Here is a 12,981-nt window from a genome sequence, read left to right as displayed (position 1 = left end):
GCCGATGCGCAGCATCGAGCAGCCAGGGCCGCCCGCGGCCGAACGCATCCAATGGGTCGAGGCGCGGGGGCGGGCGTTCTCGTTCACGCTTGAGGCTGGCCTGCCGCTGCTGGAGGCCGCGCGCCGCGGCTTTGCGGAGGCCGGGTTTTCGGGCGGCGTCTTGAGCATGAGGGAAGGGGCGCTTGGACCCTTTGCCTATGTGATGCCGGCGCTGTCGAAGACCGGCGCCAATGCGGCGTTCTACAGCGATACGTATCGGCCCTCTGGCATCACGCGGCTGAAGTGTGGGGCAATGACGCTCGGCGAGCGTGACGGCGCGCCGTTCTTCCATTGCCATGGGCTATGGACCGAGACCGACGGCCATCTGCACGGCGGCCACATTCTCCCCGAGGAGAGCATCGTCGCCGAATCGTTTTCAGTCGAAGCGTTCGGCATCGACGGTGCTGTCTTCACGGCCGAGCCCGATCCCGAGACCAATTTCAAATTGTTCGGTCCGGTGGCGCGCGCCGGCACGGATGTGAAGGCCGAGAGCCGCGCGTTCGCGCTGCGGCTGCGGCCGAATCAGGATTTCGCCGCGGCGCTGGAGACGTTCTGCCGGCAGCACGGCATCCTGCGCGCGCGGATTCACGGTGGCGTCGGCTCGACGATCGGCGCGCATTTCACCGACGACCGAACCGTGGTGCCGTTTGCGACCGAGCTTGCGATCAAGGCCGGCACGATCGCGCCCGGCGCCGACGGCACGTTGCACGCGGAGATCGATATCGCACTCGTCGATTATCTCGGCGGCATCGCCGAGGGCCAGCTGATGCGCGGCGACAATCCGGTGCTGATGACGATGGAGCTGGTGCTGGAGGCGGTTTGAGTTCTTCGTAATGCCGTATGGTGGGAAGGCGCATTTGCGCCATGCCCACCATCCAGCGTCATTGTAATCTGTCGATGGTGGGCACGCTTGCGCTTTGCCCACCCTATAGTTTCTCGGCTTACCTGAAGTGATAGTTCACGCCGACCTTGAAGGTGTGAAGGTCGATGGTGCCGGAATCCGCCGGGATGCCGCCGAAATTGTAGGTCTCGCTGCCGAGGCTGGTGAACATGTATTCGCCCTTGGCCGACCAGTTCGGAGCAAACATGTATTCCAGACCGCCGCCGATGGTGAAGCCGGTGTGCGTCTGGCTGTCGGAAAACGACCCAAGGCCAACCGCTGAGAGCGAGGCCTTGTTGTTGGCCCAGGCATAACCACCCTTGGCGTAGAGCAGGGCCGCATCGATGGCGAAGCCGGCGCGTCCGGTCACGCTGCCGAATGAGTTGATCTTGGTTTCCGACGTGACCAGAAGTCCGCCGCCAAAATCCTCGGTGACGCTGTCCTTGATGCTGGCGCCGGCGGCGTCGACTTCGATACCGAAGACGAACTGGCTGCCGGGGAATTGCCAGTTGTAGCCGATCGTGCCGCCGCCGAAGCCGCCGCTGCCCCCACCGGTCTCCGAGCCGTAGCCGCCCATCGCGCCGATGTAGAAGCCGGACCAGTTATACGCCGCAACCACCGCCGCCGGGGGCGCCTTGGCATAGGGCCGGGCCGGCAGGTCGGCAGCCGAGGCCGCGGTCGCGACCGAGAGGGCCACGCCAGCTAGAAGTAGTTGTTTCATATTTTGTCCCCTGTAGTTGAACACTCTTGTAACTGCCTGCAGGCCCCATAACGGACCGGTGCACCGGCATGGTGACGTAAAGTTCTGGAAGCGGGCGCGAACGCGCCCTCAAAGAGTCGTCTGCAAGCGACGTTTGAGCGGATGTAAAAACGTCGTTCACAGGATTAACCATACGTCATGTATGCCGGCAAAAATTGGACCGAAGCGCGACCGCCCATTGGCGCGGACAGGTTGCTATTTCGACAGCGATGCGGCGACGTGTAGTGCGGAATACGTTCTCGATATGCGCGAGAAATGACACGATTGCGTTCGATCGGCCTAACCGCGTCATTCGAGCGCAGCGAAGCAATCCATACTTCCGCGCATGAGATGGCAATGGATTGCTTCGCTGCGCTCGCAATGACGGTGTGGAATCGTTTCGCGATCTCGCGACACATTGCGTCCGAGGTTTGCATCTTGTTCAACCCTCGAAATTCAGTCCGTAGGGTGGGCAAAGGAGCGCTAGCGACGTGTCCACCAACCATCACCAATCGTCGCTCGATGGTGGGCACGCTTCGCTTTGTCCACCCTACGCGTGCTACGCTTGCTCACCTGTGCTTGCGAACTTGAACGTTGATGTCGAGATCGATATCGCTAACGCAGGTCTGCGTCGTGCGGTGCGAGCCGCCCTCGTGCCAGCGGCCTGCGCGCAGGCGGGCGTCGCTGACGTCAGCAAGTTTCAGGCAGCGCCATTGCGGCAGTGGGCCACTGCTGTCGCCGGCGAACTGCCAGGCCAGCACGACCTCTTCGCCGCGTCTGTTGGTGCCGATGACATACGGGCAGAGCTCGCGGCTGCGCCCGCCATAGCGGCAGATAACTTGCTGCCCGGCAAGGATGGCGTTACGGAAGATGGTGTAGGTGACGCTTGGCATTGATTGGCGTGCCATCTAGGATTGTACGGCGTTTTCTGTATAACCATGACGAACGACATTGTTTCCTCCGGACCAGGGCCCATGGCTTCCAGACGCAATCGCCCGATCAATTTGCCGGCGCCGTACCTTAAGCGCATCTGGCTGGAGCCGTCGCGGATCACCGACCGCGAGGCCTATCCGTTCTGCCTGCCGCTTTTGGGCGATGATTTCGAATTGAGCTTCGATCGGGCGATCACAATCATCGTCGGTGAGAACGGCACGGGCAAATCCACCTTGCTCGAAGGCATCGCCGTGCTCGCCGGCTACGACGAAGCCGGGGGCGGCAAGGGGTACATGACGGTCGATCACTCATGGGCGTTGGAAAAAATGGGAGGGCAATTGTCCAACGCGTTGCGGGCGAGCTGGCTACCCAAAATAACCAATGGCTGGTTTTTCCGCGCCGAAAGCTTTTTCTCGGTTGCCCGATACTTGGACGAGATGGCCCAGAAATATCCAAGTGGAGGAGGCCCTCCGCCGGACTTCCTGTCGCACTCCCATGGCGAAGGTTTTCTGCGTTTCTTCGAAGAGCGCTGCCAGCGGCAGGGCATCTTCATCTTCGACGAGCCGGAATCCGCGCTCTCGCCCGCGCGGCAGATCGAGTTTCTGAAACTGATGCGGCGGATGGACGAGATAGGCCATTGCCAGATCATCATGGCCACGCATTCGCCTGTCCTGATGGCCTATCCCAGCGCGACGCTACTACGGCTGACGAAGTATCGACTCGAGCCGACGAAGGTGGAAGAGACTGACCATTTTCGCTTGATGCGCGAGTTCTGCGAGGATCCGGCAGGTTTCGTGGAAGGTGCGATCGCTGGAGAGTGAACCATCCGTGATTCCGGCGCGACAACGAAGCGGCGGCGTTCCGACGGCGCCCGCGCATCGCAACCGGAGACCGCATGACCGGCCAGGATCTGACACAAATGCTCCTCGACGCGCTGGGCAAGCGTATCGAGGACGCGGAGGCGACCGCGCTTGCGGTGGCGCTCGGAAAAAAAGCGTTCAAGAGCGCGACGCCGAACAGCCAACCTGGGATCAGTGCAGCCAAGCTCGGCGTGGACGTCGGGACGCACATCAATATCAAGAACCGGGCCTTGTGGCCGCCGCGCAAACAGGGCCGCCTCTGGATCACCTTTGTGTCGCACGCGTTCATCCGTCCGAATTATCGCGGTGCGCTGCCGCCGGGTTTCGATTGGCAAATGGACGATGCGGCGCTGAGCGCGCGCTTTGAGCGGCGCGTGGAGGGTACCATCAAGGCGGTCCGCTTTACGCTGCCGCAGCCGCGCGAAGGCCTGAGGGCCATCGTTGAACTCGGCAGCGACGGGCGGCCGCGACATCTATATCTCGGCGTCATTCAGGAGCGCGCCTATGCGACGATCTATCCCGACGACAAGCCTGAACACCGCGTCGAGGACGGCTTCTTCGCGGCCTGGTGCGCGCTGGAAGGCCTGTTGCGCGAGGGGCGGCTCGACGCCGGCAGCAGCATGCCCTGCGCAAGCGGCGCGGATCGCCGCGGGCTTTCCTGGAAAATGCGCTCGGCGGGCTGCTCTGGCAGGCGGACGTGAGGCCCGAATTCAACGCGTTCTGCCACGCCTACATGAACCGGTTGATGCAGCCCGAGGAGGCAACGGCTCTGGGCGACGCCAGGCTGATCTTCGGCGAAGCCAATTACTGGCGCGGGGCCGACGAGCCGATGACGAAGGATAGCTGGTCGAACTACGACCGTATCGCGCCGCGCTATGCGCAGCGGCTCGCGCAATGGCGACGGGGCGAGATTACGTCGATGGTCGATGGGTGAGCGCCCGCAGGATGGGTAGAAGCCAAACCCATCCTTCTGCATCGTACGGCTACCCTGATGGGGATCGCGGACTTTATCATCGGGCCGGCCGAAAGGCCGGACCCGTTTGCTCCCCCATCCTACATCACTGGTCAGATCTCCCGCCGTCGTATACAAGGCCAGGCGAAAGATAAATGTCGATCGACCGCACCCAGCTAAGCAAGTTCTTGAGTCTCGTCCTGCGTCACAAGCCGGATGCGATCGGGCTTGTGCTGGATTCCCAGGGATGGGCCAGCATTGAAGCGTTGATCGACAAGGCCAATGTCGCCGGCACGAAGTTCGACCGGAAGGAGCTGCTCCACGTCGTCGAGACCAGCGACAAGAAACGGTTTTCGGTCTCGCCGGATGGACAGCGCATCCGGGCGGCTCAAGGACATTCCGTGTCGGTCGAACTCGGGTTGTCGTCCAAAGAGCCGCCGCCCGTGCTGTATCACGGGACGGCGACGCGGTTTGTGGAAGCGATCCTTGAACAAGGCTTGAAGCCGCAGGCGCGCCAGCAGGTTCATCTTTCCCGCGATGAAGAGACGGCCCGTCGTGTCGGGCAGCGACATGGCAAGCCGCACATCTTTGAGATCGATGCCCTTGCCATGCACGCGAATGGTTTCAAGTTCTACCTCGCCGACAATGGCGTCTGGCTGACGGACCGGGTGCCGCCGGAGTTCCTGGCGCCATCGGCAACCGGAGCAGAGTAGGGACCCTGCGGTTTGCGTGGGTGAGGGGTTTCGCTTGCGCTCTACCCATCCTACGCCTTTGGAGACTTTGTCGCAGACAGGGTCACCCATCCCGAGTGCGGCTGTGCTATGATATTGACCGAACAGGGGAAGACAGGGAGGAAGCCATGCCTCACACCCTGGTGCCCAGTGATCGCGTCGAGCGTGTGAGCGTGTACGGCCGCGACGGCACAAAACTTGGCTCGATCGAACGGCTGATGCTCGACAAGGTGAGCGGAACCGTGGCTTACGCCGTGATCAAGACCGGCGGGCTGCTCGGCAGTCACCATCATTGTCCGATCCGCTGGGACGCCCTCCGATTTGATCCCGCGCGTCAGGCCTACCAATCCGACGTGACACTGGAAGATCTGCGCACGGGTCCATCCGAGCTCGATGAAGAAGCCTTCGATTGGGGTGATCGCTCAAGGCCTCATCCGCATTACTGGACGGTGTAGAACGGCATTTGCGGCTGCGGGCTTCTGAGTTCCCAAGCGGCGGGATGCGGCCCTCGTTCGCGCCGCAAAAGCGCGATCGGTATCGCTTCCGGCGGACAACGTCGCTCCACGCATCCTGCATTACCGCTTCCCGGCAGCGCCACGAACCAGCCTTCTTTGGCACGAAAATGCGGTACGCTATCGCCAACGCGCGCCGGCGCGGCCAACGAAACTTTGGGGAAACGACATGAGAGTGACAATTACGGGGGTGGGTGCCGTGCTGACGGCGCTGGCGGTAATGGGGGTCGCCTGGGCGCACGGGCCGACCCGCCAGAAGGTGCGGGAATCGATCGAGATCAACGCGCCGCCGGCCAAGGTGTGGGCGGTGATCGGCAATTTCCAGGACATGAGCTGGCTGCAGCCGGTCAGCAAGACCGAGGGCACGAAAGGCAACGAGATCGAGGCGACGCGGCGGCTGACACTGGCGGATGGCGCGACCGTCGACGAGGAGCTTTACAAATACGACGCCGAGAAGATGACCTATTCGTACCGGATCACGGCCGTCGACGTGAAGGTGCTGCCGGTCACTAACTACTCCTCCACCCTGACGGTTACGCCCGGCGCCGACGGCAAGGGAAGCAGCCTGGAATGGGCGGGCGCGTTCTATCGCGGCTTTCCCAACAACGACCCGCCGCCGGAGCTGAGCGATGAGGCCGCGGTCAAGGCCGTGAGCGGGCTTTATCGCGCGGGCCTCGAGGCGCTGAAGAAGAAGGTCGAGAGCGGAAGCTGATCGTGCGGGCCCTTGCCCTGGCGGCGTTCGTCGGCGGCATCGGCGCAGCGTTCGCCGGGCAGGGTTGGGCCGAGGAAGCCTTCGTCACCAACCAGCTCAGCGAAAATCTGACGGTCGTGGATCTCACGTCCTTGCAGCCGGTCGCCACCATCGCGATCGGCGGCAAGCCGGCGGGCGTCGCCATCACGCCGGATGGGCGCTTCGCCTATGTGACGAGCCCGGACACCAAGGCGCTGACGGTAGTCGATGCCGCCGCACGCCGGATCGTCGGCAAGATCGACGTCGGCGGTGGTCCGCTCGGTGTCGCGGTGGCGCCGGACGGCGCCACCGTCTATGTCGCCGACTGGTACGCCGCGGCGGTACGGGTGATCGATCCCAGGGAGCAGCGCGTGAGCGCGAGCATCACGGTCGGCGCCTCGCCGTCCGGGCTTGCGGTGACACCGGATGGCCGGCTGCTGCTTTCCGCGGACCGCGATGCTGACAGCGTATCCGTCATCGATACCGCCACGCGCGAGCGGCGGGCGGTAATCAAAGTGGGCACGCGCCCGTTCGGCATTACCATCGATGCCGAGGGCCATCGCGCCTACACCGCCAATGTCGGATCGAACGACGTGTCGGTAATCGATATTGAGCAGGCCCGCGAGATCGGCCGTGTGAAGACCGGCCTGCGCCCCTATGCCGTCGCGCTGGCCCAGGGCCGCGGCTTCGTCACCGACCAGTATGACGGCACCCTCACCGTGTTCGACCTTGCCACGCTGGCGCCGGTCAAGCGCATCACCGTCGGCGATTATCCGGAAGGCATCGCGGCGACGGCGGACGGGAGGCGCGTCATCGTCGCGAACTGGGAGAGCAACTCGATCAGCGTGATCGATGCGGTTGAGCTGAAAGTAACAGGCGAGATCAAGGTCGGCGACGGGCCGCGGGCGTTCGGGGCGTTTCTCAGGCGGTAGCCAGCGAAGGAGTGCACTGCGTAGGGTGGGTAGAGCGAAGCGAAACCCACCGTTTACGAAGGCGATGGGTTTCGCTCTACCCATCCTGCACATTCAGGTCCATCATCAATGTAAGATTGCGCAGCGTGTTGCGTTATGCCATCAGTCGCGCTCAAGTCGCCGCCGCTCATGCAGATGCGCAGACGCGCGGTGAAATTGGAGACATTTCTTATGAATGATTGGATGGCGTTGGCGGCATCGTGGTTGCCGTTCGTGGTGCTGATCGCGGTGTGGCTATGGCTTTCGAAGGGATATCGGGGACGTGGACCGTCCGGAGCCAACTGGGCCGAGCTTTACGAGCAACAGATCGCGGAGACCCGGCGGATGAACGTCTTTCTGGAACGGATCGCAGTGTCGCTGGAGAAGCGGGAGATAACAGCGGGCAAGTGACGTGAAGGCTCATAGGCGGGTGGAGCGCAGGTGAGCCACAGGTTGACTTAGCGATTACTCCGCCGCCTCACTCGCCCCCGCGCTCTTCCTCGGCTTGCTATCCGCCTTCTTCAGCACCGGCGCCAGAAACTTCCCCGTATAGCTCCGCGGCGCTTTCACGATATCCTCTGGTGGGCCCCAGGCGACGATTTCGCCGCCGCCGTCGCCGCCTTCGGGGCCGAGGTCGATGACCCAGTCGGCGGTCTTGATGACCTCCAGATTGTGCTCGATCACGACGACCGTGTTGCCTTGGGCGACCAGCTCGTGCAGCACCTCCAGAAGTTTTGCGACGTCGTGGAAGTGCAGCCCGGTGGTGGGCTCGTCGAGGATGTAGAGCGTGCGGCCGGTGGCGCGCTTTGACAGCTCCTTGGCGAGCTTGACGCGCTGGGCTTCGCCGCCCGACAGGGTGGTGGCCTGTTGGCCGACGTGGATATAGTCTAGGCCGACGCGGTGCAGCGTCTTGAACGTCTCGCGGACGCGGGGGACGGCCTTGAAGAACTCGGCGGCTTCTTCCACCGTCATGTCGAGCACATCCGAGATCGACTTGCCCTTGAACAGGACTTCCAGCGTCTCGCGGTTGTAGCGCTTGCCCTTGCAGGTGTCGCAGGTGACGTAGACGTCGGGCAAAAAGTGCATCTCGATCTTGATGACGCCGTCGCCCTGGCAGGCCTCGCAGCGGCCGCCCTTGACGTTGAAGGAGAAGCGGCCGGGCTCGTAGCCGCGCGCCTTGGCTTCGGGAAGGCCGGCGAACCATTCGCGGATTGGCGTAAAGGCGCCGGTATAGGTCGCAGGGTTGGAGCGCGGGGTGCGGCCGATCGGCGACTGGTCGATGTCGATGATCTTGTCGATATGCTCCAGCCCCTCGATGCGGTCGTGCGGCGCGGCGCCTTCGCTGGCGTTGTTGAGCTTGCGGGCGATGGCGCGATAGAGCGTGTCGATCAAAAGCGTCGACTTGCCGCCGCCGGATACGCCGGTCACGCAGGTGAACAAGCCGAGCGGGATCTCCGCCGAGACGTTCTTCAGATTATTGCCGCGGGCGTTGACGACCTTGATGGTGCGGCGATGGTTCGGCGGCCGGCGCTCGGGGATCGCCACCGACAATTCGCCGGTGAGATATTTGCCCGTCAGCGATTTCGGATTCTTCATGACCTCGGCGGGCGTGCCTTGCGCCACGATGTGGCCGCCATGCATGCCGGCGCCGGGGCCGATGTCGAGCACGTAATCCGCCAGACGTATCGCGTCCTCGTCATGCTCGACCACGATCACGGTATTGCCGAGGTCGCGCAGCCGCTTCAGCGTTTCCAGAAGCCGCGCATTGTCGCGCTGGTGCAGGCCGATCGAGGGCTCGTCCAGAACATAGAGCACGCCGGTCAGCCCCGAGCCGATCTGCGAGGCCAGGCGGATGCGCTGGCTTTCGCCGCCGGACAGCGTGCCGGAGGAGCGGGACAGCGTCAGATAATTCAAGCCGACATCAAGCAGGAAGGATAGCCGCTCGCGGATCTCCTTCAGCACGCGCGCGGCGATCTCGTTCTGCTGCGCGTTGAGCGCCTTCGGCACGCTCTCGAACCATTCGCCGGCGCGCTTCACCGACAGTTCGGAGATCTCGCCGATATGCTTGCCGCCGATCTTGACGCAGAGCGCCTCCGGCTTGAGGCGATGGCCGTTGCAGCCCGCGCAGGGAATGTCGGAGAAATACTTTGCCAGCTCCTCGCGCGCCCACTCGCTCTCGGTCTCGCGATAGCGGCGCTCGAGATTGGTGATGACGCCCTCGAACGGCTTCTTGGTATCGTAGGAGCGGACGCCGTCCTCATAGGAGAACTTGATCTCGTCGTCGCCGGAGCCGTGCAGCAGGGCAGCCTGCGTCTTCTTCGGCAGGTCTTTCCACTTGGTGTCGAGCGTGAACTTGTAGAACTTGCCGAGCGCGGTCAGCGTCTGGATGTAATAGGGCGAGGAGGACTTGGACCAGGGCGCGATCGCGCCCTTGCGCAAGGTCAGCTCCTTGTCGGGAATGACGAGGTCCTCGTCGATATGCTGCTCGACGCCGAGGCCGCCGCAGGCCGGGCAGGCGCCATAGGGATTGTTGAACGAGAACAGCCGCGGCTCGATCTCGGGGATGGTGAAGCCGGAAACCGGGCAGGCGAATTTTTCCGAGAACAGAATCCGTTCCGGCCCGCTCTTGTCGTGGATTTTTGCAGTTTTCTTGTCGGACTTCTTCTCTTCCGCCGCGCCCGCGGGGGCATCGGCATATTCGATCACGGCCAGGCCCTCGGCGAGCTTCAGCGCGGTCTCAAAACTTTCGGCGAGGCGCTGGCCGAGATCGGGGCGCACCACGATGCGGTCGACCACGACGTCGATGTCGTGCGGGAATTTCTTGTCGAGCGTTGGCGCTTCCGAAAGTTCATAGAAGGTGCCGTCGATCTTGACGCGCTGAAAGCCCTTCTTGAGCCATTCGGCGAGTTCCTTCTTATATTCGCCCTTGCGGCCGCGCACGACCGGCGCCAGCAGATAGAGGCGGGTGCCTTCGGGCAGCGCCAGCACGCGGTCGACCATCTGCGAGACGATCTGGCTTTCGATCGGCAGGCCCGTGGCCGGCGAATAGGGTACGCCGACGCGCGCCCACAACAGGCGCATGTAGTCGTAGATCTCGGTGACGGTGCCGACGGTGGAGCGCGGGTTCTTCGACGTCGTCTTCTGCTCGATCGAGATCGCCGGAGAGAGGCCGTCGATCTGGTCGACATCCGGCTTCTGCATCATCTCCAGGAATTGGCGCGCGTAGGCGGAGAGCGATTCGACGTAGCGGCGCTGTCCCTCGGCATAGATGGTGTCGAAGGCGAGCGAGGATTTGCCGGAGCCGGAGAGTCCGGTGAACACTACGAGCTTGTCGCGGGGAATCTCGAGATCGACATTCTTGAGATTGTGCTCGCGCGCGCCACGAATGGTGATCGCACGCGACGCGGAGCCGGCGTTCTGTTGGCGCTTCGCCCTTAGCACTTCATCCATATCGGCATTTCCAGGCGCGCTTGTCGCGCGCCGCGTTGGGCGCGCATTGCCGGAGCGAACCGGGATCAGGCGCCGATGATTGAAAGTCGGAACATAGGAAGAACGAGAGGGAATATCCAGTGCCGCGCGCGAATCATCAACGGATTGTTTTGCGCCATCAACGTTTTGGCAGCAGCCGTCAGCAGCGCGGGGCGGAACTGCGCAAAAGAAAACGCCTCCGTTCCGGATTGAGGAACGGAGGCGCATGTAGTTTCAGCAGGAAGGCTGAAAGCTTTTGTTTGAGCATGATCCTTTCGGAAAAGCGGTATCCGCTTATCCGGGCCATACTCTTAGAAGTGATAGTTCACGCCGACCTGAACGCTGTTGAGATTGATCGTTCCGACGGGGAAAGTGCCGGCGAGGTAGGTGCCGCCTTCCAGGCTCTTGTAGAGGTACTCGGCCTTGACCGACCATTTCGGTGCGAACATCACCTCGACACCGGCGCCGACAGTCCAGCCGGAGTGGAAGCGGCTGTCCGAGACGCTCCCCAAGCCGGCCGCCGTTGCCGTCAGGCGGTTGTCGGACCAGGCGTAGCCGCCGGTGCCGTAGATCAGGACCTGATCGAAAGCATAGCCGACGCGGCCGCGAACGGTACCCATCGAGCGAATCGTGTAGTCGAGCGAGGCGATGCCGGGAACGCCCAGGGTCGTGCCAATGTCCGCCCAGGCGGCATCGGCTTCGAGACCGAGGACGACGTTGCCCATCTGCCAGTTGTAGCCGGCGGTGCCGCCAGCGAATCCGCCGCTCAGCGTACCGATGCCCGACGAGTTCTCCTGCGCATAGCCGCCCATCGCGCCGAGGTAGAAGCCGCTCCAGTTATTGATCGCAATCGCTGCGGCAGGCGCCTTGGTGTAAGGCCGGGCGGCAAGATCGGCGGCGACCGCGGGCGCCATCCCGAGCGCGATCAAACCGGTGGTGGTCAGCAGAATCTTTTTCACTTTCTTTTTCCTTTCACGGCTCCCAACGCAACTTTTCCTCAGCCGTCAATTTGAGGTTGCTTCGGCATATAGCGCGAAGTTTCCGCAAATTGCTGTCGCCGAAAAACCACATCCGCGGCAAATGTAGGTATTCTGCAACCGGTGCGGGTGTTGATGCCGTCGCGGTACAACCAAACAAAAAGGCCGGCGCGAGGCCGGCCTTTTCATCCCGATTTGGAAAGCGAAGATCAGTACTTCGCAATCACCGGGCCACCCCACTTGTAGTTGACGCGAACGGTGACGAGATCGACGTCCTGACTGATGCGATCGGCGGCGAAGAAGGCGCCGGCTCCGTCGACGAAGGTATGCGTGCGGTCCTGCATGAACAGGTGATTGTACTCGACGCCGGCCGTCCAATTGGGGGCGAAGCCGAATTCGACGCCTGCGCCGACGCTGGCTCCCCAACGGGTATCATCACCGGTGGTGCCAACGACGAGGCCCGTGGGAATATCAAAGATGCGGAAACGATCCGCGGTGACGGCCGCGCCGCCCTTAACGTAGAACAGAACGTTGTTGGCGGCGTAACCAACCTGGCCCGTGAACAGGCCGAAGGCGTCGATCCGCGAGTCGTTCCGGGCGCCAAGGAAGAGCGTGCTTGCGTTGCTGCCCCTGAAGTCGGCCCAGTTGCCCTGGGCTTCGAGGCCGAACACCCAGCTGCTGGCCTGCCAGCGATAACCGATCTGACCACCGGCGGTGCCGCCGGTCGCGTCATGGCAACCCTCAGCGCCGATCAGGAGAGCAGGCGCCACCGAATCCCAGCACTTGCGGCTCGAACCCCAGCCGCCGTTGGCGCCGATGTAGAAGCCGCTCCAGTCGTACACCAGCGCGACCGGTGCCGGCGGGGCCTTGGTGTAGGGGCGCGCCGCAAGGTCGGCGGCCGCCGCCGGCGCAGCGAACGCGATGAGAGCAACCGTACCTAACAGAAACTTCTTCATCCTCTGATCTCCAGCTCTTGCTCGCTTCCCGTTGGTCCCGAAGCGTTGTGGATGACGCGAACGCCCGCGCCGATAGGTGTTCTATATCGCGACTCGCGCAGAAATGGCGTGTCCCGGATGCAACAGGCGACAGCCGAGTTATATGCACAACAACATGAATTAGCTGGCATAATTGGAACCGAGACGGGAACTTTCGAGTTCCATTCTCGTCTGTTTCCGTATCTCCGTGGGTTCCCGTGGTTCGCTCAACAGTT

14 protein-coding genes are annotated in these 12,981 nt (G+C 62.9%); 9 read left to right on the top strand and 5 right to left on the bottom strand.

Going from position 1 to position 12,981, the window contains the following annotated elements; translation table 11 throughout:
• Window positions 1-4 precede the first annotated feature (4 nt).
• Complete coding sequence (locus CQ14_RS31550; RefSeq protein ID WP_057861703.1) at window positions 5-862, top strand: PCC domain-containing protein; 858 nt, start codon at window positions 5-7, stop codon at window positions 860-862.
• Between the two features lie 118 nt (window positions 863-980).
• Here the strand turns inward: CQ14_RS31550 and CQ14_RS31545 are convergent, their stop codons facing one another.
• Together CQ14_RS31545 and CQ14_RS31540 are read right to left on the bottom strand one after the other, a co-directional pair.
• Window positions 981-1,640 carry an outer membrane protein gene (locus tag CQ14_RS31545; protein ID WP_057861702.1) on the bottom strand — a complete coding sequence of 220 codons (660 nt, stop codon included), beginning with the start codon at window positions 1,638-1,640 and terminating at the stop codon, window positions 981-983.
• Between the two features lie 587 nt (window positions 1,641-2,227).
• Window positions 2,228-2,566 carry a hypothetical protein gene (locus tag CQ14_RS31540; RefSeq protein WP_063800450.1) on the bottom strand — a complete coding sequence of 113 codons (339 nt, stop codon included), beginning with the start codon at window positions 2,564-2,566 and terminating at the stop codon, window positions 2,228-2,230.
• 66 nt (window positions 2,567-2,632) lie between these two features.
• Between CQ14_RS31540 and CQ14_RS31535 the strand changes: the two genes are divergently transcribed.
• The 8 genes from CQ14_RS31535 to CQ14_RS31500 all read left to right on the top strand — a co-directional run bounded on the left by CQ14_RS31535 (window position 2,633) and on the right by CQ14_RS31500 (window position 7,737).
• Window positions 2,633-3,412 carry an AAA family ATPase gene (locus CQ14_RS31535; protein WP_057861700.1) on the top strand — a complete coding sequence of 260 codons (780 nt, stop codon included), beginning with the start codon at window positions 2,633-2,635 and terminating at the stop codon, window positions 3,410-3,412.
• 74 nt (window positions 3,413-3,486) lie between these two features.
• Window positions 3,487-4,152, top strand: coding sequence for a hypothetical protein (locus CQ14_RS31530; RefSeq protein WP_057861699.1), 666 nt, complete (start codon window positions 3,487-3,489; stop codon window positions 4,150-4,152).
• A complete protein-coding gene (locus tag CQ14_RS31525; protein ID WP_057861698.1) occupies window positions 4,149-4,385 on the top strand; it encodes a hypothetical protein in 237 nt (78 codons plus the stop codon). Before CQ14_RS31530 ends, CQ14_RS31525 begins: the two co-directional genes overlap by 4 nt.
• Window positions 4,386-4,558: 173 nt before the next feature.
• Window positions 4,559-5,116 (top strand): RNA 2'-phosphotransferase, encoded by a 558-nt coding sequence (locus tag CQ14_RS31520; protein WP_057861697.1) that lies wholly within the window; start codon window positions 4,559-4,561, stop codon window positions 5,114-5,116.
• 146 nt (window positions 5,117-5,262) lie between these two features.
• Window positions 5,263-5,589, top strand: a complete 327-nt coding sequence (locus CQ14_RS31515) for a PRC-barrel domain-containing protein (protein WP_057861696.1) — start codon at window positions 5,263-5,265, stop codon at window positions 5,587-5,589.
• Window positions 5,590-5,815: 226 nt separating this feature from the next.
• Window positions 5,816-6,358 (top strand): SRPBCC family protein, encoded by a 543-nt coding sequence (locus CQ14_RS31510; RefSeq protein ID WP_057861695.1) that lies wholly within the window; start codon window positions 5,816-5,818, stop codon window positions 6,356-6,358.
• A gap of 2 nt (window positions 6,359-6,360) precedes the next feature.
• On the top strand, window positions 6,361-7,308 hold the full coding sequence (locus tag CQ14_RS31505) for a YVTN family beta-propeller repeat protein (protein WP_057861694.1): 948 nt from the start codon (window positions 6,361-6,363) through the stop codon (window positions 7,306-7,308).
• 210 nt (window positions 7,309-7,518) lie between these two features.
• Window positions 7,519-7,737, top strand: coding sequence for a hypothetical protein (locus CQ14_RS31500; RefSeq protein WP_057861773.1), 219 nt, complete (start codon window positions 7,519-7,521; stop codon window positions 7,735-7,737).
• A 54-nt stretch (window positions 7,738-7,791) separates the two neighbouring features.
• On the opposite strand, the gene uvrA is transcribed toward CQ14_RS31500, so the two are convergent.
• The 3 genes from uvrA to CQ14_RS31485 all read right to left on the bottom strand — a co-directional run bounded on the left by uvrA (window position 7,792) and on the right by CQ14_RS31485 (window position 12,727).
• Entirely contained in the window at window positions 7,792-10,776 is a 2,985-nt protein-coding gene (uvrA, locus tag CQ14_RS31495) for an excinuclease ABC subunit UvrA (protein WP_057861693.1), read from the bottom strand.
• 329 nt (window positions 10,777-11,105) lie between these two features.
• Complete coding sequence (locus CQ14_RS31490; RefSeq protein WP_057861692.1) at window positions 11,106-11,753, bottom strand: outer membrane protein; 648 nt, start codon at window positions 11,751-11,753, stop codon at window positions 11,106-11,108.
• A 227-nt stretch (window positions 11,754-11,980) separates the two neighbouring features.
• Window positions 11,981-12,727 (bottom strand): outer membrane protein, encoded by a 747-nt coding sequence (locus CQ14_RS31485; protein ID WP_057861691.1) that lies wholly within the window; start codon window positions 12,725-12,727, stop codon window positions 11,981-11,983.
• Between the last annotated feature and the right edge of the window lie 254 nt (window positions 12,728-12,981).

It is taken from the genome of Bradyrhizobium lablabi (genome assembly GCF_001440475.1).
Taxonomy (GTDB): domain Bacteria; phylum Pseudomonadota; class Alphaproteobacteria; order Rhizobiales; family Xanthobacteraceae; genus Bradyrhizobium; species Bradyrhizobium lablabi.
This window is presented reverse-complemented; position numbering and strand designations above follow the sequence as displayed.